The 19821-nt window shown below is 64.7% G+C and carries 20 protein-coding genes; 5 read left to right on the top strand and 15 right to left on the bottom strand.

Annotated elements, in window-relative coordinates:
* Positions 1–40: 40 nt before the first annotated feature.
* The 9 genes from E5X34_RS28970 to E5X34_RS28930 all read right to left on the bottom strand — a co-directional run bounded on the left by E5X34_RS28970 (position 41) and on the right by E5X34_RS28930 (position 8673).
* Positions 41–1261, bottom strand: coding sequence for an MFS transporter (locus E5X34_RS28970; RefSeq protein ID WP_292572122.1), 1221 nt, complete (start codon positions 1259–1261; stop codon positions 41–43).
* Positions 1258–1752: a transcription antitermination factor NusB gene (gene nusB / locus E5X34_RS28965; RefSeq protein ID WP_140785261.1), complete on the bottom strand. Its 495-nt coding sequence runs from the start codon at positions 1750–1752 to the stop codon at positions 1258–1260. Before nusB ends, E5X34_RS28970 begins: the two co-directional genes overlap by 4 nt.
* The gene (gene ribH, locus E5X34_RS28960) at positions 1749–2243 is read right to left on the bottom strand and encodes a 6,7-dimethyl-8-ribityllumazine synthase (RefSeq protein WP_292572115.1); all 495 of its coding nucleotides are present in this window, start codon (positions 2241–2243) and stop codon (positions 1749–1751) included. Before ribH ends, nusB begins: the two co-directional genes overlap by 4 nt.
* A gap of 245 nt (positions 2244–2488) precedes the next feature.
* Positions 2489–3106 (bottom strand): riboflavin synthase, encoded by a 618-nt coding sequence (locus tag E5X34_RS28955; protein ID WP_292572112.1) that lies wholly within the window; start codon positions 3104–3106, stop codon positions 2489–2491.
* Between the two features lie 61 nt (positions 3107–3167).
* On the bottom strand, positions 3168–4295 hold the full coding sequence (gene ribD, locus E5X34_RS28950) for a bifunctional diaminohydroxyphosphoribosylaminopyrimidine deaminase/5-amino-6-(5-phosphoribosylamino)uracil reductase RibD (RefSeq protein ID WP_292572109.1): 1128 nt from the start codon (positions 4293–4295) through the stop codon (positions 3168–3170).
* Between the two features lie 2 nt (positions 4296–4297).
* Complete coding sequence (gene nrdR / locus E5X34_RS28945) at positions 4298–4777, bottom strand: transcriptional regulator NrdR (protein ID WP_127227519.1); 480 nt, start codon at positions 4775–4777, stop codon at positions 4298–4300.
* Between the two features lie 113 nt (positions 4778–4890).
* Positions 4891–5484: a hypothetical protein gene (locus E5X34_RS28940; protein WP_292572103.1), complete on the bottom strand. Its 594-nt coding sequence runs from the start codon at positions 5482–5484 to the stop codon at positions 4891–4893.
* 108 nt (positions 5485–5592) lie between these two features.
* A complete protein-coding gene (gene glyA, locus E5X34_RS28935) occupies positions 5593–6906 on the bottom strand; it encodes a serine hydroxymethyltransferase (protein ID WP_292572098.1) in 1314 nt (437 codons plus the stop codon).
* A 126-nt stretch (positions 6907–7032) separates the two neighbouring features.
* Entirely contained in the window at positions 7033–8673 is a 1641-nt protein-coding gene (locus tag E5X34_RS28930) for a Na+/H+ antiporter (RefSeq protein WP_292572095.1), read from the bottom strand.
* A gap of 536 nt (positions 8674–9209) precedes the next feature.
* On the opposite strand from E5X34_RS28930, the gene E5X34_RS28925 reads away from it, so the two are divergent.
* Positions 9210–9935: a LuxR C-terminal-related transcriptional regulator gene (locus tag E5X34_RS28925; protein WP_292572092.1), complete on the top strand. Its 726-nt coding sequence runs from the start codon at positions 9210–9212 to the stop codon at positions 9933–9935.
* Between the two features lie 66 nt (positions 9936–10001).
* Here the strand turns inward: E5X34_RS28925 and E5X34_RS28920 are convergent, their stop codons facing one another.
* From E5X34_RS28920 to E5X34_RS28900, 5 genes are all read right to left on the bottom strand, one after another.
* Positions 10002–11255, bottom strand: a complete 1254-nt coding sequence (locus E5X34_RS28920; protein WP_126061143.1) for a L,D-transpeptidase family protein — start codon at positions 11253–11255, stop codon at positions 10002–10004.
* A 470-nt stretch (positions 11256–11725) separates the two neighbouring features.
* On the bottom strand, positions 11726–12241 hold the full coding sequence (locus tag E5X34_RS28915; protein ID WP_040983294.1) for a MarR family winged helix-turn-helix transcriptional regulator: 516 nt from the start codon (positions 12239–12241) through the stop codon (positions 11726–11728).
* Positions 12242–12541: 300 nt separating this feature from the next.
* The gene (locus tag E5X34_RS28910) at positions 12542–12964 is read right to left on the bottom strand and encodes a DUF6163 family protein (protein ID WP_292572088.1); all 423 of its coding nucleotides are present in this window, start codon (positions 12962–12964) and stop codon (positions 12542–12544) included.
* Positions 12961–14004 carry an enoyl-CoA hydratase/isomerase family protein gene (locus E5X34_RS28905; protein ID WP_292572086.1) on the bottom strand — a complete coding sequence of 348 codons (1044 nt, stop codon included), beginning with the start codon at positions 14002–14004 and terminating at the stop codon, positions 12961–12963. Before E5X34_RS28905 ends, E5X34_RS28910 begins: the two co-directional genes overlap by 4 nt.
* A 110-nt stretch (positions 14005–14114) precedes the next feature.
* A complete protein-coding gene (locus E5X34_RS28900; RefSeq protein WP_292572083.1) occupies positions 14115–14663 on the bottom strand; it encodes an isoprenylcysteine carboxylmethyltransferase family protein in 549 nt (182 codons plus the stop codon).
* Between the two features lie 90 nt (positions 14664–14753).
* On the opposite strand from E5X34_RS28900, the gene E5X34_RS28895 reads away from it, so the two are divergent.
* Together E5X34_RS28895 and hemB are read left to right on the top strand one after the other, a co-directional pair.
* The gene (locus E5X34_RS28895) at positions 14754–15575 is read left to right on the top strand and encodes a DUF2066 domain-containing protein (RefSeq protein WP_292572079.1); all 822 of its coding nucleotides are present in this window, start codon (positions 14754–14756) and stop codon (positions 15573–15575) included.
* Between the two features lie 259 nt (positions 15576–15834).
* Complete coding sequence (gene hemB, locus E5X34_RS28890) at positions 15835–16866, top strand: porphobilinogen synthase (RefSeq protein ID WP_292572076.1); 1032 nt, start codon at positions 15835–15837, stop codon at positions 16864–16866.
* 39 nt (positions 16867–16905) lie between these two features.
* Here hemB and E5X34_RS28885 read toward each other — a convergent pair whose 3' ends face one another.
* Complete coding sequence (locus E5X34_RS28885; protein ID WP_292572073.1) at positions 16906–17604, bottom strand: glutathione S-transferase family protein; 699 nt, start codon at positions 17602–17604, stop codon at positions 16906–16908.
* Between the two features lie 108 nt (positions 17605–17712).
* Here E5X34_RS28885 and phaZ point away from each other — a divergent pair, with 108 nt between their 5' ends.
* A complete protein-coding gene (phaZ, locus tag E5X34_RS28880; protein ID WP_292572070.1) occupies positions 17713–18921 on the top strand; it encodes a polyhydroxyalkanoate depolymerase in 1209 nt (402 codons plus the stop codon).
* Between the two features lie 180 nt (positions 18922–19101).
* Positions 19102–19746: a dihydrofolate reductase family protein gene (locus E5X34_RS28875; RefSeq protein ID WP_292572067.1), complete on the top strand. Its 645-nt coding sequence runs from the start codon at positions 19102–19104 to the stop codon at positions 19744–19746.
* Positions 19747–19821 lie beyond the last annotated feature (75 nt).

Below are 19821 nucleotides of genomic sequence, written 5' to 3'. Positions count from 1 at the left end.
CCGTTTCGGACTTGTCACCGGAACGGCCTCGGCACCTTCCTCAGCGTTCGCGGGAGCCTACCATCCTCAACGTGCCGAGCGCGACAAAGCAAAGCGCGACGACCGGGAAGACGACCCAGTTGAGCATCGTCCAGCCCCATGCGTTGTAGATCGCGCCTGACATGAGCGAGGAGAAGGCGACGGAGCCGAACAGGACGAAGTCGTGGAAACCCTGCACCTTGCTCTTCTCGGAAGGGCGGTAGCTGGCCGCGACCATGGCCGTGGCGCCGATGAAGCCGAAGTTCCAGCCAAGCCCGAGCAGGATCAGCGCCGTCCAGAATTGCCACAGATGCAGCCCGGAAAGCGCCACCGTGGCGCAGCCGATCAGGAGCACGAGACCCGTGGCCAGGATGCGTTCGGCGCCGAAGCGGTGGATCAGCGAGCCGGTGAAGAAGCTCGGCCCGAACATGGCCATGACGTGCCAGGAAATGCCCAGCGTCGCATCGTCTTCCGACAGGCCGCAGCCGACCATGGCGAGCGGCGCGCCGGTCATGACGAAGCTCATCAGCGCGTAGCTGCCGACGGTGCAGAAAAGTGCTGCGACGAAACGCGGCTGGGTGACGATTTCAGCCAGCGGCCGGGCATCGCTTGGTGCGGTTTCAGTGAAGGCTTCTGCCGGAGAGGAAACCCGCAGGAATGACAGGACGAGCGCGCCAACCGCCGCAAGCGGCAGGATCGAGGCGAAGGATCCCGCGAACATGACCGGGGCCAGCAGTTCGCGGGTGTAAATGACGATCTGCGGCCCGAGGATGGCGGTGACGATGCCGCCCGCCAGCACAAAGGAGATAGCGCGCGCCTTGAATTGGGGCGGCGCGTTGTCGGCGGCCGCGAAGCGGAACTGCTGCACGAAGGCGCCGCCGACGCCGATCACGCAAAGGCCAAAGGCAAACAGCCAAAAGCTCGCCTGGAAGAGCGCGAGGGTCGCGATCAGGCCGCCGAGGGCGGTGACCACGGTGCCGGTCATGAAGCCGCCGCGATAGCCGAGGCTGCGGATGATGGCGGCGGCCGGCAAGGCTCCGAGCGCCACGCCGAGATTGAAGCCGGTGATCGGCGCCGTGGCGAGAGACTTGTCGGGACCGAGCAGGTATTGCCCGGCCAGCGCGCCGAGCGAAATGGCGATCGGAGCGGCCGAACCGACGATCGCCTGCGCGGCGGCAAGCAGGACGGCTGTGCGGCGCCCTTCCCTGCCGGTCCCGGCGACCGCGGCCGTTGCGGTCGTCACGAAGCGTCCTTGCCGCGCCCCTCGCCGCGAACCCGGCGCGAGACGCGATCGAGAACGGCATTCACCAGCTTGGGTTCGTCTTCCTCGTAAAAAGCTTTTGCGATGTCGACATATTCGGACACGATCACGGCCACCGGCACGTCTTCGCGCTTCATCAATTCGTAGACGCCGGCGCGCAGGATGGCGCGCAGCGTCGAATCCAGCCTCGACAGTGGCCAGTCCTCGGTCAGCGCCTGGCGGATGACGGGGTCGATGGTCTTCTGGTTCTCGACGACGCCGGTCAGGATGGCGCGGAACCATTGCGCGTCGGCCTCGCGGTAGAGCGCGCCATCGACTTCCTTGCCGAGGCGGAAGGTCTCGTATTCGGCCGTGATCTCGAAGACGCCGCTGCCGGCCACATCCATCTGATAAAGCGCCTGAACGGCAGCAAGACGGGCGGCGCCGCGCTTGTTGGCGTGGCGTACCGCTCCGGTCGAGGCAGGCTCGGTCACGATTGGGCTCCGAATTTCTCTTTCAGCGCTATCATGGTCAGCGCCGCGCGCGCGGCAAAGCCTCCCTTGTCGCCTTCCGTTTTTCGCGCACGCGCCCATGCCTGCGCGTCGTTCTCGGTGGTCAGGATACCGTTGCCGATCGCGATCGCCTCCTGCACCGAAAGGTCCATGAGCGCGCGGCTCGATTCATTGGCGACGATGTCGAAATGGTAGGTATCGCCGCGGACGACGGTTCCAAGCGCGACGAAGCCGTCATAATGTGTGCCGCCTTCGGCCGCGCCGTCGAGCGCGAAGGTGATGACGGCCGGTATCTCCAGCGAACCGGGAACCGTGACGATGTCATAGGTGGCGCCGGCCTCGTCGAGCGCGCCGGTCGCGCCTTCGAGCAGAGCATCGGCAAGGTCGTCGTGAAAGCGCGCTTCGACAATGAGCAGATGCGCCTTCGCCTTCGGGCGAATGAACGCTTTGCCGTGTTGGGATGTTCCAGCCATAAAAGTCTCCGGGGGGTTGCCGGTGACTTAGGCCGAAGCGGGGTTGATCGCAAGCGGAAGATGCTGGGCGCGACGTTCTGTGGCCTAGTCAGGCTGGCGCGTTACGGTCTCCACGCGCATTACGAGGTTCTTGACCCAAGCCTCTACCTCCCTGTGATCGATCACTCGGCCGGCATCGACATCCGCCAACGCGTCAAGAGTCATCTGTCGGCGGTCGGCCTTCTCTTCGGCTCCGGCGGGATCCATCAAAGCCCCTCTTTCACCGCCTCCGCCAGGCGCGCGGCGTAGCGCGCCATGGTGTCGATCTCGATGTTGACGCGGTCGCCGGCCTGACGCTCGCCCCAAGTGGTGACGCTCAGCGAGTGATGGATGAGAAGCACATCGAAGCGGGTGCCTTCCACCTTGTTGATTGTGAGCGAGGTGCCGTCGAGCGCGACCGAGCCCTTCGGCGCGATGAACTTCGCCAGATGGCGCGGCGCCTCCAGCGTGAAGCGCACGGCATCGCCCTCCTCCTTGCGCTCGACGATCTCGGCGGTGCCGTCCACGTGGCCGGAGACGATGTGGCCGCCGAGTTCGTCGCCGATCTTCAGCGCCCGTTCGAGATTGATCCGGGTGCCGGATTTCCAGCTCGACGCCGTGGTCAGCCTGAGCGCTTCCTCCCAGGCCTCCACCTCGAACCAGCGCGCGTTCGAGCCATGTTCGGGGAGCGCCGTGACGGTAAGGCAGACACCTCCGCAGGAAATCGAGGCGCCAATCGCGATGGTCTCCGGATCGTAGGCCGTGTCGATGCGCAGGCCGACGCCTTCAGCGAGCGGCTTCACAGCGGCTACCGTGCCAACGTCAGTCACTATTCCCGTAAACATCAGAGAGTTTCTTTCGTTTTGACCATGATCTGATCCAAAAACCGGTCTCCACTTTTTTGGATCATGGTCTCACCCACTCGGCGTAGCTGTCCTCGCCGAAGCGCATGTCGCGCAGTTTGCGAAATCCAGCCGGAATATGGTCGGCATCGATCGGCGATGCGATACCGTCTTCGCCAATCGCGTCCGGTCCCTGGAACAGGACGATACGGTCGACAAGGTCTTCCTCGAGGAAGGCCTTGGCCACCTGGGCGCCGCCTTCGACCAAAACGCTTGCCATACCGAGCGCGGCAAGGTCTTCCAGCAATTCCGGCAGGGCGACGACGCCGTCATGGGTTTCGGTGCCGATGAAGCGCACACCGGCGCGTTCGAGCGCGGCGCGCCGGTGCGGGTCGGCTTCGAGGCACGAGGCGACATAGAGCGGGACGCGGTCGACGCCGGACACCAGCTTGGATGTCTCCGGCAACCGGATCTGCCGATCGAGGATGATGCGCGCCGGCGAGCGGTTCTCCAGTCCTGGCAGGCGCACGGTCAGCGCCGGGTCGTCCTCGAGCGCGGTGCCGATGCCGACCAGGATGGCGTCGGACTCGGCGCGCATCAGATAGACATCGCGCCGCGCGATATCGCCGGTGATGGCGACCTGGCCGGCGCCCTTGCGGCCGATCTTGCCGTCGCTCGAAAGCGCAAGCTTCAGAGTTACTTCCGGGCGCTTCTTCAGAGAACGAGTGAGATAGCCGGCCATCTGCTCGGCAGCCTCGGCTGCCAGCACCTTCTCCACCACCTCGACACCGGCGGCGCGCAGTATGGCGTAGCCTTTGCCGGAGACGCGCGGGTCGGGATCGCTGGCAGCGCCAACAACGCGTGCTACGCCGGCATTGACCAGTGCGTTGGCGCAAGGCGGCGTGCGGCCGTGATGAGCGCAAGGCTCCAATGTCACATAAGCGGTGGCGCCTCGGGCCAATTCACCGGCCTCGGCCAGCGCCTCTGTCTCGGCATGCGGGCGCCCACCCACGGCGGTCACGCCGGTGCCGACGATCATCGGGCCGGCGCCGTCGTCGCGCACGATGATGGTGCCGACGGAAGGATTGGTCGAGGTGCGGCCGGCATTGCGGCGCGACAGCCTGATGGCCGCGGCCATGAAGCGGCGATCAAGCGCCGCCTGCGCGGCCTCGTCCAGTCGCGGTCCTGCCATGATCAGTCGGCGTCCTCTTCGGCCTTTTCCTCGTCGCCCTTCAATTCGCCCAGCAGCTCGTGAAAATCCTTGGCTTCGCGGAAATTGCGATAGACCGAGGCGAAGCGAACATAGGCGACGTCATCCAGCGACTTCAGCGCCTCCATGACCAGTCGGCCGACCTCGCCTGAAGCGATCTCGGTCTCGCCGGAGCTTTCGAGCTGGCGCACGATGCCGGTGACGGCGCGGTCGATGCGCTCGGGGTCGACATTGCGCTTGCGCACGGCGATCTCGACGGAGCGCAGCAGCTTGTCGCGATCGAAAGGCACCTTGCGGCCGGACTTCTTGACGACGACGAGGTCGCGCAGCTGGACGCGCTCGAAGGTGGTGAAGCGGCCACCGCAATCCGGGCACACCCGCCGCCTGCGGATCGCCGCGCCATCCTCGGCGGGGCGCGAATCCTTCACCTGCGTATCTTCGGACTGGCAATAGGGGCAGCGCATGGAGAGCCTTGGGTTCGCGATTCTGTCGGCGCAAGGCTTAGAGCCTTTTATGCCTCAGAGATAGCGATGCATAAGCAAGATTGCCAGCGGCTTACCCCGCCGGCCGACAGGTGTCAGGGCGCGACATCCTTGGTCGAAAACCCGCAGGACGTGCCGAGATTGCGATAGGCCTTGGTGAAACCGTCCATCGGGATGCTGGTGACCTGCTGCTTGCCGAAGGTCACATCGAGCGAGGTAACCTTGCGCATGGCGCGCAGCAAAGCGAGGCTGGTCTTGGCCTGGTTGTCGACCATCCAGCTCGGACGGCCGCCCGCGGCCGCGTTGGAGCTTACGGTCGCGGCCACCTTCACGCCGGGGTCGCCGAAAGTCGCGGCGATCTTGTCGCCGGTCGGCAGCGTCTTGTTGTCGATGATGAACATGATGGCCGGATAGGCGTCCGGCGGCAGCGCGTCGCCGGTCGAGATCGAGAGCGTCAAGGAGCCGGCATTGCCGTCGCCATCGACGAAAGCCGTCGAGGCGGCGCAGGTCTTGTGTGCGTCCTGCCCGGTATCAAGCGTGTCGATGATGGTGGTCCACCTGCCGAAGGTTTTGGTGGCCGGCATGTCGGAGGCGGACTGCGTCTGCTCCTGCGCAATTGCGCCGGACAGGGCGAAGGCGGTCAGCGAGCCGGACAAGGCCAGGGCGGCAAGGTGGAAAGTGCGCATCATCAAATCTCCAGTAAGCCGCGCCGCCCGATCAGGGAGCGGCGCGAAGCGCGAGGATAAAAGATGACGCGCGGCGCCCGGTCAACCGAGGGCTGACAGCCGGCGGAAGGATCAACCGAGGTAGGGGTAGAGCGGGAAGCGGTCGGTCAGCGCCGTGACCTTGGCCTTCACCGCGGCCTCGACCGCCGCATTGCCTTCGTCGGAATTCGCCACCTTCAGCCCGTCCAGCACCTCGGCAATCAGCTTGCCGATCTCGCGGAACTCGGCCTGGCCGAAGCCGCGCGTGGTGCCGGCCGGCGTGCCGAGGCGCACACCGGAGGTAACAAACGGCTTTTCCGGGTCGAACGGAATGCCGTTCTTGTTGCAGGTGATGTTGGCGCGGCCGAGCGCCGCCTCCGCGCGCTTGCCGGTGGCGTTCTTGGGACGCAGGTCGACCAGCATCAAATGGTTGTCGGTGCCGCCCGAGACGATGTCGAGGCCGGTCTCCTGCAGGCTGGAGGCCAGCGCCTTGGCGTTGGCGACGATGCTTTCGGCATAGGTCTTGAAGTTCGGCTTCAGCGCTTCGCCGAGCGCCACCGCCTTGGCGGCGATAACATGCATCAGCGGGCCGCCCTGGAGACCCGGGAACACCGCCGAGTTCATCTTCTTGGCGATTTCCTCGTCGTTGCACAGGATCATGCCGCCGCGCGGGCCACGCAGCGACTTATGCGTCGTCGTGGTCACGACATGGGCATAGGGCAGCGGCGACGGGTGCACGCCGCCGGCGACGAGGCCGGCGATATGGGCCATGTCGACCATCAGATAAGCGCCGATCGAATCGGCGATCTCGCGGAAACGCTTCCAGTCCCAGATGCGCGAATAGGCGGTGCCGCCGGCCAGGATCAGCTTCGGCTTGGTCTCATGCGCGGTCTTCTCGATCGCGTCCATGTCGAGCAAGTGATCATCCTTGCGCACGCCATAGGACACGACCTTGAACCACTTGCCGCTCATGTTGACCGGCGAGCCGTGGGTGAGATGGCCGCCCGAATTCAGATCGAGCCCCATGAAGGTGTCGCCGGGCTGGAGCAGCGCCAGGAACACGGCCTGGTTCATCTGGCTGCCCGAATTCGGCTGGACATTGGCGAAGTTGCAGCCGAACAGCTTCTTCGCACGCTCAATGGCCAGTTCCTCGGCCACGTCGACGAACTGGCAGCCGCCATAGTAGCGCTTGCCCGGATAGCCCTCGGCATATTTGTTGGTCATGATCGAGCCCTGCGCTTCGAGCACGGCGCGCGACACGATGTTTTCCGACGCGATCAGCTCGATCTCATGGCGCTGGCGACCAAGCTCGTTGCGAATGGCGCCGAAGATTTCCGGATCGGCGTCGGCAAGCGTGGTCTCGAAGAAGGATTCGAATTTGCTGGAGGCTGCCGCTGCATTGGACATGGCTTGCTTTCCCTTGGGGCCGGAGGTCTGCGAGGTCGCCGCGCATTAACACAGTTGTTTTCGGGCCGCCACGTTTGCGGCGCGAAATTTGCTGGCCGGTTTGCGCCAAGACAAAGCCGCCTGGTTCTAATCCTGCGGTTCCCGGCCCTTGAGGACCGCTTCGGAGAAGGTGATCTCGGTCAACAGCTTGCGCGCCGTGTGGTCGTTGATGTCACCGCGGCGCAACATCGCCTGCAGTTCGGCGCGCTCGGCCTCAATGCCGGCAAGTCTGAATCCGAGCTCGATCCGCCCGGATTCGCGGGCCTCGGCGCGGGCTTCCTCGGCGCCGTCGGAGAGCGAGATGCGCCGCCGGTAGATGGAGGCGACGCTCTCGGCGATGGCGAGCTTCATCTCAGCCGCCTCGCCTTCGTTACTGTCAACGGCGAGGCCTTCGATTCTGGCGATGGCCGCGTTGGCGGCGCCGACGCGAGCCCTGCGCTCTTCGGCGGCACCCGGTTGCTCGCCCGGCTCGACGAGACCGCGTGCGACCGCGGGCAGAGCAAGGCTGGCAATCGCCAGCGAGCAGATGATGACGCCGGCGGCGAGGAAGATCACGAGATCGCGGGCCGGGAACGGCGAGCCGTCCTGCAAGGTGAGCGGCACTGACAGGATGCCGGCCAGCGTCACGGCGCCGCGCACGCCGGCGATCGAGCCGGCAAGCCTGACGCGAAAACCAAAGGGTTCGGCCTTGCGCTTGCCGAGCCGCGCGGCAAGCACGGCGCCGATGTCGCCGATCCAGATCCAGACGAAGCGCAGGCCGATCAGGCACAGCGTCAGGATCAGCACGGTCATGGCCGGCTCGAACAGCCAATGCCGGGTGGTCAGTTCCGGCGGAACCTTGCGGATGATGTCCGGCAGCTGCAGGCCGAGCAGGATGAACAGCGAGCCGTTGAACATGAAGATCAGCATCGACCAGAGCGAGATCGTCTGGATGCGGGCCGAAACCGCCATGTGGCGGACGATGCCGGAATATCCGGTCAAAAGCCCGGCCGTGACCGCCGCCAGGATGCCTGAAGCGCCGAAATGCTCGGCGATCAGATAGGCGACGAAGGGCAGCAGCACCATGACCAGCACCTGCGCTTCGGCCGGCGTGCTGGTGATGCGGCTGAGCATCTGCAACGACTTCGCGGCGATGAACAGCGCCGCTATGCCGGCCAGGATGCCGATCGCCACCGCGAGGAGGAAACTCATGGAAGCCGCGGCAAACGAAAAGCTCCCGGTCAGCGTCGCCGCCACCGTGAAACGGAACATCACCAGGCCGGAGGCGTCGTTGAGCAGCGACTCGCCTTCCAATATGTGCATCAGCCGCGCCGGGACGAGATTGCGGTCGACGATCGAGGACACGGCGACCGCGTCGGTCGGCGACAGCACGGCGGCCAAAGCGAAGGCGACAACCAGCGGGATGCTCGGCACCAGCCAGTGCAAGGCGTAGCCGAAACCGACGATGGTGAAGAAGACGAGTCCGACCGCAAGGTCGAGGATCGGGCCGCGCAGCGCCATCAGCTCACGCTTCGGTGCCGAGAAAGCGTCGCCGAACAGAAGCGGCGGGATGAAAACCAGGAGAAAAAGCTCCGGATCCACTTCGATGTGAACGCCTCGCGCAGGCCAGGCAAGGGCGGCGCCGATCGCGATCTGCAGTACCGGGAGCGGCACGTGCACCAGCCGCACCAACGCACCCGACAGTGTGACGAAGGCGAGCACGACGAGGATGAAGACGGCGACGTCCATGGCGCGATTCCAGCGGTTCGGCCGACCATGGGCAATTGGACGCGCGCCGTCCAGCAGCGCCTTTGCGACCGCGCGAGGCAATGTGGATTTCGAAGCGGCCATAGAAGATCTGAGCAAGCCGAAGATGCGCCCCGATGGCCCACGCCCGCTCTTTCGCCGCAGCCGCGGCGCTTGCTCGAGAGCGTCCCCCGACATCGGGGCGCATCCGGCGGCTCGCGATATCCGGAGCGCCAGCCAAATTCGAAAAAACCGGCCGGCACCCGGCGTCAGCGGAAGGCTGCTAAGGGGCACCGGGTGGCCGGCCGCCACGCCAAGGCCCTGGAATCAGCGTGGCAAATGCAGAAGAGGGCGCCGGGTCCGCACCCTTCTGGAGGAAGTGCGCGGGTGGCTGGCGCCGCGTCTTTCCTGATACGCGAGGGGCCAACTCCATCAACCTCTCGAAAGCGCGGGGTTGACAGACAAAGCGCCCCTGCCCTTGCGGCATGGCACGGCCCATGCGACCCTGCGTTGCGGGTGGGTTCATATTGGGGCGTGCGATGCTGTCACGATTGATGACGCATGTGGAGGCGGCGTATGCGGCGCCTACGGCGGAAGACGCCAGCGTGGCCTTCTTCGCGGCAATGGAAGATTTCGGCGCCTCCTATTTGCAGACAAGGCTCTACCGGCGGCCGGCGGCGATCCTGACTTCGGCCAGCCATTGGGCGGCTGGCGGTTTCATCACCAGGCTGGCGCCAAGCGGTTGGCCGGGCAGCCCGGCCTTCGACTATGTCTGCTTCGAATGCAATCCGTTGCTGGGGGCGATCCGCGAGAGCCGCACGAGCTACCGCTTCAGCGATTTCGCGCCGCGCGACGATGCGCAATACGGCGCTTATTGGGAGGCGCTGAGCGAAGCCAATATCGACGACGCGCTCTGCGCCACTTCTTACGGCGCGGGTGGCGTGATCGCCTCGCTGCATCTCGGCTTTCGCAGGCGGGACTTTGCGCCGGACGAGCGTTTCGCCATCCACATGGCGGGCCTTGCGCTGACGGAAAGGCTGATGAGCCTGACCTCGCCGCCGCCGACCACGGCGGTCAAGCTCACGACGCGGGAGCGCGACAGCCTGGCGCTTGTCGCCGAAGGCAAGACCGACTGGGAGATCTCGGTCATCCTCGGCATCGCCGAAGCAACGGTGCGCTTCCATGTCGACAATGCCAGGCGCAAGCTCGGCGCCGTCAATCGCGCGCAAGCGGTGGCGCGGCTGGTGAACCAGCGGCTGATCTAGGGTTATTTCGCAGATGTGAAAAAAGGCCGCTCATTGACGGCCTTTTTCTTAAATAACAGCAGATGCTTACTGAGCCGAGCTGATCTGCAGCTCTTGGGCGCCGTCAAGCGCGTAGATGTCGTCGCGGAACTGAACGACGCCGGGGGCGGTCGACCAGGCCGACAGATAGAGGAAGTGGACCGGCACCGGATTGACGACGTTGATCGGCGTGTTCTCGCCGGTCTTGATCGCCGCCTCGAAATGCTGGCGGTCCCAGCCGGGCGTGTCGCGCAGGATCCAGGTGACGAGGTCGCGCACGTTCTGGACGCGCACGCAGCCCGACGAGTCGAAGCGCATCAGCTTGCCGAACAGGCTCTGCTGCGGCGTGTCGTGCATATAGACGCCGTCCGGGCTCGGGAAGTTGATCTTGACCGAGGCCATCGCATTGTTGCTGCCCGGATCCTGGCGGAAGCGGTATTTCGCGGCATCGTCCGTCGACCAGTCGATGGTCATCGGATCGACCTCGCTGCCGTCCGGCGCGAACAGGCGGATGTGGCTGTCCTTGAGGTAGTTCGGGTCCTTCCGCATCAGCGGAATGATGTCCTTGCGCACGATCGAGACCGGCGCGTTCCAGTACGGATTGACGATGATCTCGTTGATCTTGGAGTTCACGATCGGCGTCTGGCGGTCGATCTTGCCGACGATCGCGGTGTGGCGAAGCACGACGCGGTCGTTCTCGACCGCCTCGACCTGGGCTGCCGGAATGTCGACCAGCACATAACGGCTGCCGAGCGTGCCGGCCTTTTCCTTCAGGCGCTGCAAGTTCGTCTGCAGCTGGCCGAGCCGGATCTGCGCCGGGACGTTCATTGCGGTATAGGTGTATTTGCCCATGGCGCCGTCGGCCGGCAGCCCGTGGCGGAGCTGGAAGCGCTTGACCGCGGCGTCCACGTAGGAATCGAAGGCCGTCGAGATGCCGGCGCTCTGCGGCAGGTCGCCCGAAACCATCAGGCGCTTGCGCAGCGGCACGACATCCGGGTCGTCGACGCCGAGCTGCAGCTTCTTGGTCGCCGGAACCTGTTCCCAGCCGCCCTGGGCGACGATGTTCTGGTACTGCGCCACGGCCTGCTCGGTGAAGGCCACCGTCTGCTGGCTGAAGATCGGCAGCGTCGAGGCGACCTTGTTGGTGTCGTTGGCGCGGGCGTCGAACTGGTCGTCCCAATTGCCGCGCGTCGAAGACTTCAGGATGTCCCCGATCACGTCCTGCGCGCTGGCCTGGCCGGCCACCATGGCGGCGGCGAGCGCGGAGGCTCCGGTAAGGAAGAAACGGCGGCTGGTTCTCATGGCAGACATTCTTGTTTGTTCGCTCTCGCTCAATCGCTTGCCGGGCGGCTTTGTCCGCACTCTAGGGTTGGCAAACTTAACAATTCGCCAACCATGACCTCGCTTCACCGGCCGCCAGAAACGCGCTGCCGCCACGCGGGTTCCAAGGAGCGCAGGGCATAGGCCCGCAGCATCACCCACACTTCGCATCGCCCGCGATTATGGCGGCAACGTGGCCTTGGCCCGCGATTTGCTTGTGGCGATAAGGTGAAAGAAATGGGGGCGATGCTTTTTTGCATCGGCGGGATGCCAGCGCGTCCCCGTGAAGTCTGCACCTCCCCGTCAGGCACAAGCTTCAACGCGCACAGCGATGGTCAAATTACCGTAGATGCCGCCTTTGCAAAAAGAAAGGACCGGCGCGTTCGGCACCGGCCCCATATTCCTTCCCTTGGTCGCGCTTCTTCGGCGCGGCTTCGATGTTCCTCAAACGCTTACATCCGATAAGCGATCGTATCGTTCCAGAAGCGGTCGAGCCGCTGCAGGGCGCGGTTCATCTGCTTGAACTCGTCGGTGTTGATGCCGCCGACCGCTTCGATCGAGCCGACATGGCGCTCATAGAGGCCGGCGACGACGTCGGCCACCTCGTTGCCCTTCGGCGTCAGCGAGACGCGGACCGAGCGGCGGTCGATGCGCGAGCGCTGGTGGTTGATGAAGCCGAGGTCGACCAGCTTCTTCAGATTGTAGGAGACGTTCGAGCCGAGATAGTAGCCGCGCGAGCGCAGCTCGCCGGCGGTCAGCTCCGAATTGCCGATGTTGAAGAGCAGCAGCGCCTGGATGGCGTTGATGTCGGAACGGCCGTTGCGGTCGAACTCGTCCTTGATCACGTCAAGCAGACGGCGGTGCAGACGCTCCACCAGCTGCAGCGATTCCATGTACAGCGAGCGGATAGCCTCGCGGCGATCGTCGGATACGTTTGCGGTCTTCGCCGCCGGACGCGAATTGATCATTGTCTTTGCCTCTCGTTTGTCGCCTTGGTGATTTTTTGTTTTTCACCTTGATCGCGACACTATCGAATACTCATAAAATTCGACTTAAACGCCAGGGCTAACAAGAGCTTACCGGTAAGAGGTTTCGGAAGACGCTTAACGATCGGTCACCCGAGCAAGAACAATTAACCTAAAGATTTAGCCAATGGATTTCGGGAGAAAACGTGCCCGGAAAATGGCCCCGGAGACCAGTCTTCGGCCGGCTCTATGAGCGGAGCATGATGTCGCCCGAAAACCGCTTCGCACTTTTCGGCATCATGCTCATTGGCGCAGCTGACGCTTCTGCAGCCAGATGGTGACGCGAAAGACGATGTAGAGCAAGGCCACGCAGGCGTGCGAGATCACGATCAATAGGCGGTGGCCAAAGAGATCGGGGAAGCCGGCATACATCACCGTCTCGGTCACCGCGCAGATGAACCAGATCACCGGCCCCCAGGACGCCAGCATCCAAAGCCCCGCCGCGGCGAAGGGGAAAAAGACGGCAAGCGTGGCCGCCGCTACCTGCCAATGCACCGGCATCAGGTCGAAGCGCCACAATTCGCCCGGATAAATGCCGATCAGCCGGATCCAGTAGAGAATGCCGAACAGAAGGCAATAGCCGGCGATCACACGCTGGAACCAGGCGAAGATGACCTCGGTGGTCGAGGGCTGCAGAACGACACGCCTGGAGGTGACCTCGCTCACAAGGCGAGTTCCTTGTCCCCGAGCGGCGCGAAATAGGCGTCGATGTCGGCGGCACCGACCTCGTCCAGGCTCGCTGGCCGCCACTGGGGCGTCGAGCCCTTGTCGATGATGGCGGCGCGGATGCCTTCGTAGAAATCGTGGCCGGCAAGCATGCGGTTGAGGATGCGGAACTCCATCTTCATGCATTCGTCCATCGACAGCGTCGATCCCGTGCTGATCTGGCGCCAGGCAACGTTGAGGCTGGTCGGCGAGCGGGTCCTGAGCGTCGCCAGGGTCTTTGCGGCAAAAGCATCGTCGGCCCCTGCCCGCTCCAGACTGTCGATGATGCCGGCGAGCGAGCTCTGCGAGAAATGGCGCGCGATCGCCTCCAGCTCCTGCCGCTCGGTCTCGCGTTTGGCGGGCACGAAGAAATCGCGCAGCTCCGCATTGGCGTCGCCGCTCGTCGCCAGCTCGTCGAGCAGGCCCGCCTGGTCCTCGGCCTTGATGGTGTGGGTGGCGAGCCCGGACCACAGCGCGTCGCCATAGCGGATGCGGTTTCCAGTCAGCCCCAAATACATGCCGAACGAGCCGCCGAGATCCGGCAGCAAATGGCTGCCGCCGACATCGGGGAAAAAGCCGATGCCGACCTCCGGCATGGCGAACTGCGCGTTTTCGGTCAGGACGCGATGCGAGCCATGGAAAGAAATGCCCACGCCGCCGCCCATGACGATGCCGTCGATCAGCGCGACATAGGGTTTCTTGAAGCGGGCGATGCGGGCGTTCAACCGATACTCGTCGGCGAAGAAGTCGACCGGCGGCTTGCCGGCGCGGCCGGCCTCATAGATGTGCAGGATATCGCCGCCGGCGGAAAACGCCCTGCCCTCGGCCTTGACGACAACGACGCCGATGCCCGGATCCTCTTCCCAGGCGTCGAGCGCCTTGCCGAGCGCCTTGACCATGTTGTGCGTGACGGCGTTGAGCGCCTTCGGCCGGGTCAATGTGACCACGCCTGCTTTGCCCAACCGCTCGAAGCGGATCTCGTCGCCGCCGCCAAAATCCATCGTCAGAGAATCCTCCCCCGCGCCTGCGGGAGGTGAAGTGCTAAGCGGCGACCGGGCCAACGTCAATTGTCGAGTACCGGGGGCAGGCCGCGCCTCTTGCGGCGGGCAGACTACCAGAGGAACGGGATAAGCGCGTTCGTGCGGCGCGCATAATCGGGGAACTCGTCGGGAAATTGCCGCGCCAGAAGCCGATCCTCGGCATCGACCCTCCAGACGAAAATCGCCCCGAGCAGGATCAACAGAAAGACGAAGGGGCCGCCGACCACGATAGCCGAGCCGATACAGGCGAGCAGGCCGCCCGTGTACATGGGATGACGCAGGCGACTGTATGGACCGGACCTTACCAGCTCATGCTCCTGCTTGGCCGAAACGGTTTGACTCCAGTTGCGGCCGAGAGTCTGCCGCGCCCAGACCAGCAGCGCCATGCCCGCGATGGTGATCGCGGCGCCGATGCCGCCCAGGACCGTGCTGACAGGTGCGAAATTGACGAAGCCGAAAATCGGCAGCCTCGGCAGCAGGAAGGCGGCGATGATGGCAAACATCAAGCCGAAGCTCTGCAGCAGGTGCGGTTCGGTGTCCCGCTTCACGCCGATCGCCTGAACGGTCAGGAAGATGATCAGCATGAGCCAGGCGGCATAAATGAACCAGATGAAGGCCATGCCCTGCTCCTTCGGTTAGCCGGCAATCCGCCTTGGCCACCGCGCGCGCCCGGTGCTAGAAAATGGGCATCGTGAACCGGACGGCAAGTCATGCCCGGATTTTCTCGCCTCGCGGCCATGGTGATCGGCATGATCGCCATCTGTTTCGTCTGTCGCCCCGTCATCGCCGCGACGTCCGCCGAGCTTTATCAGGCGCAAACGATCGTCACCGGAACCGGAGACGTGAACCGGCAGATCGGTTTCAAGGATTGCCTCGACAAGGTGCTGGTCAAGGTCTCGGGCGATCAGCGGCTGACGCAGAAGACGCAGATGCTGGCGCTGCGCGAGAAGGCGGCCGATTTCGTCCAGTCCTTCCGCTACCGCGACCGGCTCGAGGGAATTCCGATCCATGACGAGCAAGGCACGCATGACCGGCCGCACGATCTGACCTGCCTCTACAAGCCGGCTGTGGTCGACAAGCTGCTCGCGCAGCTCGGCAGCAGGCCCTGGCCCGGCGAGCGGCCGCCGATCGCCGTCTTCATGACCGCCGAGCAGGGCGCGCGGCATTTCGTGCTGACGCAGGACGAGCAGCGCGGCAACGCGATGCGCGAATCCTTCGCCAATGCCGCCGGTCCGCTGCTGATGCGCGTCACTTTTCCAAAGGCCGGGCAGCTCGGCGGGCTCGATGACAAGGCGCTTTCCGAGGCGGACATCGCAAGGCTCGACAGGCTGGCGAAGAAAGCGGGAGCGGCCCGGGCGCTCGCCGGCAGCATCGTGTGGAGCGACAACGATCTCGGCTGGATCGCCGACTGGCGGCTGGCCGATCGCGGCAAGACCTATCGCTGGCAGGCGCGCGGCGTCAGCTTCGACGAGGCCTTCCGGGTCGCGATCAGGGGCGCGGCGCAGATTTTGTCAGGGCACGGGCAGCCCTGAGGTTCCTCGCCCCACGAAAGTGGGGAGAGGTGGCTCGGCGAAGCCGAGACGGAGAGGGGAGCGCCGGTTCCGTCGGCAAAGGCCCTCGTATTGGAAGACTTTCCGCCCTACGAAGGCCCCCTCTCCGTCCGCTTCGCGACACCTCTCCCCCGCCTTAGCGGGGGCGAGGAACCACGGGCTTCGTCCCTGGCACAATCGTGTCGCATTGGTCAGTTACCAAGACGCGTGGTAAAAGCCGGCGCAAAAGAGAGTTTCGGCCATGAACAAATTCACCCCCGCGAAGCCTGCCGGAGCGCGCAGCGTCGACGAGATCACCCGCAGCCGGCGGCTCAGGCGCATGCGCAAGGCCGACTGGTCGCGCCGCCTGGTGCAGGAGAACCAGCTTTCGGTCAACGACCTGATCTGGCCGATCTTCGTCATCGACGGCAAGAACATACGCGAGCCGATCGCCGCCATGCCGGACGTCTATCGCCTCTCCATCGATCTCGCTGTGAGGGAAGCGGAGCGCGCCGCCAAGCTCGGCATTCCGGCGATCGCCACCTTCCCCAATGTCGAGCTTGCGCTGCGCGACCAGACCGGCTCGCACATCCTCGACCCGGACAATGTCATCAACCGCGCCACGCGCGCCATCAAGGACGCGGTGCCGGAGATCGGCATCATCACCGATGCCGCGCTCGACCCGTTCACCAGCCACGGCCATGACGGCATCCTGCGCGACGGCATCATCGTCAATGACGAAACGGTGGAGCAGGTCGCGGCCGCGGCCGTTATCCAGGCAGCCGCCGGCGCCGACATCATCGCGCCGTCCGACATGATGGACGGCCGCATCGGCGCCATCCGCGACGCGCTCGACGCCAACGGTTTCCAGGACGTAGCGATCATGTCCTATGCGACGAAGTTCGCTTCGGCCTTCTACGGCCCCTATCGCGAGGCGGTCGGCACCGCCGGCCTGCTCAAGGGCGACAAGAAGACCTATTACATCGACCACGCCAATTCCGACGAGGCGGTGCGCGAGGCCGAGCAGGACCTCGCCGAAGGCGCCGACATGCTGATGGTGAAGCCGGGTCTCCCCTATCTCGACATCATCCGCCGGCTGAAGGACGAGTTCCAGATGCCGACCTTCGCCTACCAGGTGTCGGGCGAATATTCGATGATCAAGGCCGCCGCCGCCAATGGCTGGATCGACGGCGAGAAGGCGATGCTGGAATCGCTGCTTTCGCTGAAGCGCGCCGGCTGCGACGGCGTGCTGACCTATTTCGCGCCGACCGTGGCGGAGATGTTGCGGGGGTAAGCCGCCAACCCGGCAAGCAGCGGCGCCACTGGCCAGCCTTCAGAATTCCACCTCTAGCTCGACGATCTCGTCTGGCTCGGCGAGCGCTCCTTGCGTCCATTCCCGCATCAGCGGCCAGGCGAAAACCGTCTCGCAGAAGGCGGCGAGCGGCGCTTCGAGGTCAACCGCGTAGGTACGGAAGCGGGTGCAGACCGGAGCATACATAGCGTCGGCCATGGTGGGCCATGCCCCGAACAGCCACGGCCCACCATAGGTCGTCAGGCATTCCGACCAGATCGCCTTGATCCGCTCCACGTCGGGCCGCGCGCCGGAAAAGATCTTGAAGCTCTTGTGCCTCGCCTTGAGGTTCATCGGCAATGCCGAGCGCAGATTGTGGAAACCCGAATGCATTTCGCCCGACACCGCGCGGCAATGGGCGCGCGCCACGCGCTCGGCTGGCAGCAGGCCGGCGCGCGGCATCGTCTCCGCAAGGTACTCGGCGATGGCCAGCGTATCCCATACGGTGACGCCGTCATGCGTCAGCCGCGGCACCAACACCGATGGCGACAAGAGCAGCAATTCCTGCCGCTGCTCCGGATCATCGATGTCGACGCGCTTCTCCTCGAACTCCAGACCGGCCATGCGGCACAGCAGCCAGCCGCGCAGAGACCAGGACGAGTAGTTCTTCGACGAGATCGTCAACGTCGCCTTCGCCGCGCCCTCCGGCTTCGCCGCCTTCGCCTTCCCCGCCTTGGCCATGTCGTGAAACCTCCAAGCCTTTCGCCGGCAACAATCCTCTCGCAATGCAAAATAGATTGCACTAGCTTTTTTGCGCTGCACGATGGGCTGTCAGCGGAACGAGGCGCAATGCTTTACCAGGCCTACCAGCTCCAGGACGACCTCATAGCTCCGGCGCGCATGCTTGCCGAACTGATGGGCTCGGCGACGGGCGGGATGGCGCTCGGCGACGCCGCCAAACGGCGCATCGCGGCCGGGCTGGAGATGGTCGCCCGTTTCAGGCTCACCCATACGCGCCCGGATTTCGGCATCGGAACTGTCAGGGTCGGTAACCGCGAGGTGCCGGTCGCCGTCGAAACAATGCTCGCCCTGCCCTTCGGCAAGCTACTGCGTTTTGCCAAGGACATCGACGCCCGCCAGCCGAAGGTCATGGTGGTCGCGCCCCTGTCCGGACATTTCTCGACGCTGCTGCGCGGCACGGTGGAGACGCTGCTCGCCGACCACGAGGTCTATGTCACCGACTGGGCCAATGCCCGCGACGTGCCGCTTTCGGCCGGCAGATTCGGCGTGGACGACTATGTCGACTACCTCATCCGTTTCCTGGAGGCGATCGGCCCGGGAGCGCATATCCTGGCGGTCTGCCAGCCCTGCGTCCAGGCGCTCGCCGCCGTCGCCATCATGTCCGAGGACAAGCATCCGGCGACGCCGCGCTCGATGACGCTGATGGCGGGGCCGATCGACCCGCGCGAAAGCCCGACCGAGGTCAACGAATTCGCCGTCAGCAAGTCGCTGGCCTGGTTCCAGAGCTACGTCATCTCGCATGTGCCCTTCCGCCACCCTGGCGGCGGGCGGCGGGTGTATCCGGGCTTCCTGCAGCTCACCGCCTTCGTGGCCATGAACAGCGACCGTCACGTCACGGCTCATCGCAAGCTCCATGAGCATCTGGCGGCCGGCGAGACCGCCGAAGCCGAGAAGATCAAGACTTTCTACGACGAGTATTTCGCGGTGCTCGACCTCACCGAGGAATTCTATCTCGAGACCATCGACCGGGTGTTCCAGAAGGCGGAGCTTGCCACAGGCGCGTTCACCTTCCGCGGCAGCAAGGTCGATCCCGGCGCGATCCGCAACACGGCGCTGCTTACCGTCGAGGGCGGACGCGACGACATATGCGCGCTGGGCCAGACCTCGGCGGCGCATGATCTGTGCCGCTCGCTGCGCCCACATCTGAAGCGGCATCACCTGCAGGCCAATGTCGGCCATTACGGCGTCTTCAACGGCAAGCGCTGGGAACGCGAAATCTACCCCGTGGTGCGCAACCTCATCCTGGCGATGGAATAGCGGGACGCGCGGACGAACGAACCGGCGCCAGGGCCGCCCGCTTCGTCCGAGCCAAATCCATAAACCGAAACCGGGATCATGCCGCCGGTCGCGATGCCGCTGCCTATCCGCTTGCAATTCGCAAGCGGTCAAGCTATCGGTTGACCGCTTGCAAATCACAACTGGATCAGGAGGCCAATGATGTCCAGGCTGCGCGTCAACGCATTCACCCTGTCGCTGGACGGTTACGGCGCCGGTCCCGATCAGAGCCTCGACAAGCCGCTCGGCGTGGGCGGCGAAAATCTGCACAAGTGGATGATTAAGACCCGCTCGTTTTACCAGATGATCGGCAAGGAAGGCGGAACGACCGATACGGATGACGATCTTGCGGTGCGCAGCTTCGAGAATGTCGGCGCCTGGATCCTCGGCCGCAACATGTTCGCGCCGAGCCGTGGCCCATGGCCGGACGACGACTGGAAAGGCTGGTGGGGCCCCAACCCGCCCTACCACGTGCCGACCTTTATTTTGACGCATCACAAGCGCGCGCCGATCGAGATGGAAGGCGGGACGACGTTCTATTTCGTCAGCGACGGCATCCGCTCAGCCCTCGAACAGGCGAAGGCGGCCGCCGGCGGCAAGGACGTGCGCGTCGGCGGCGGCGTCTCGACCGTCCGGCAGTATCTGCAGGAGAAGCTCATCGACGAGATGCATCTGGCAGTCTCGCCGCTCCTGCTCGGCTCGGGCGAGCATCTATTCGCCGGGCTAGACATGCCGAAGCTGGGATACCGCTGCACCGGGCAGGTGGCGACCGCCGATGCGACACATGTGATGATCGGGCGGGTGTGACGAGCGTAATCTCCCCCACGAGGGCATATGCGCTAAGATAGCGTTGGCATGGCTTGAAACTTGCGTTTTCGTGGT

Source organism: Mesorhizobium sp. (assembly GCF_004963255.1).
GTDB lineage: Bacteria > Pseudomonadota > Alphaproteobacteria > Rhizobiales > Rhizobiaceae > Mesorhizobium.
Note: the sequence above shows the minus strand (reverse complement) of the source record. Positions and strands in the feature narration are given on the sequence as shown.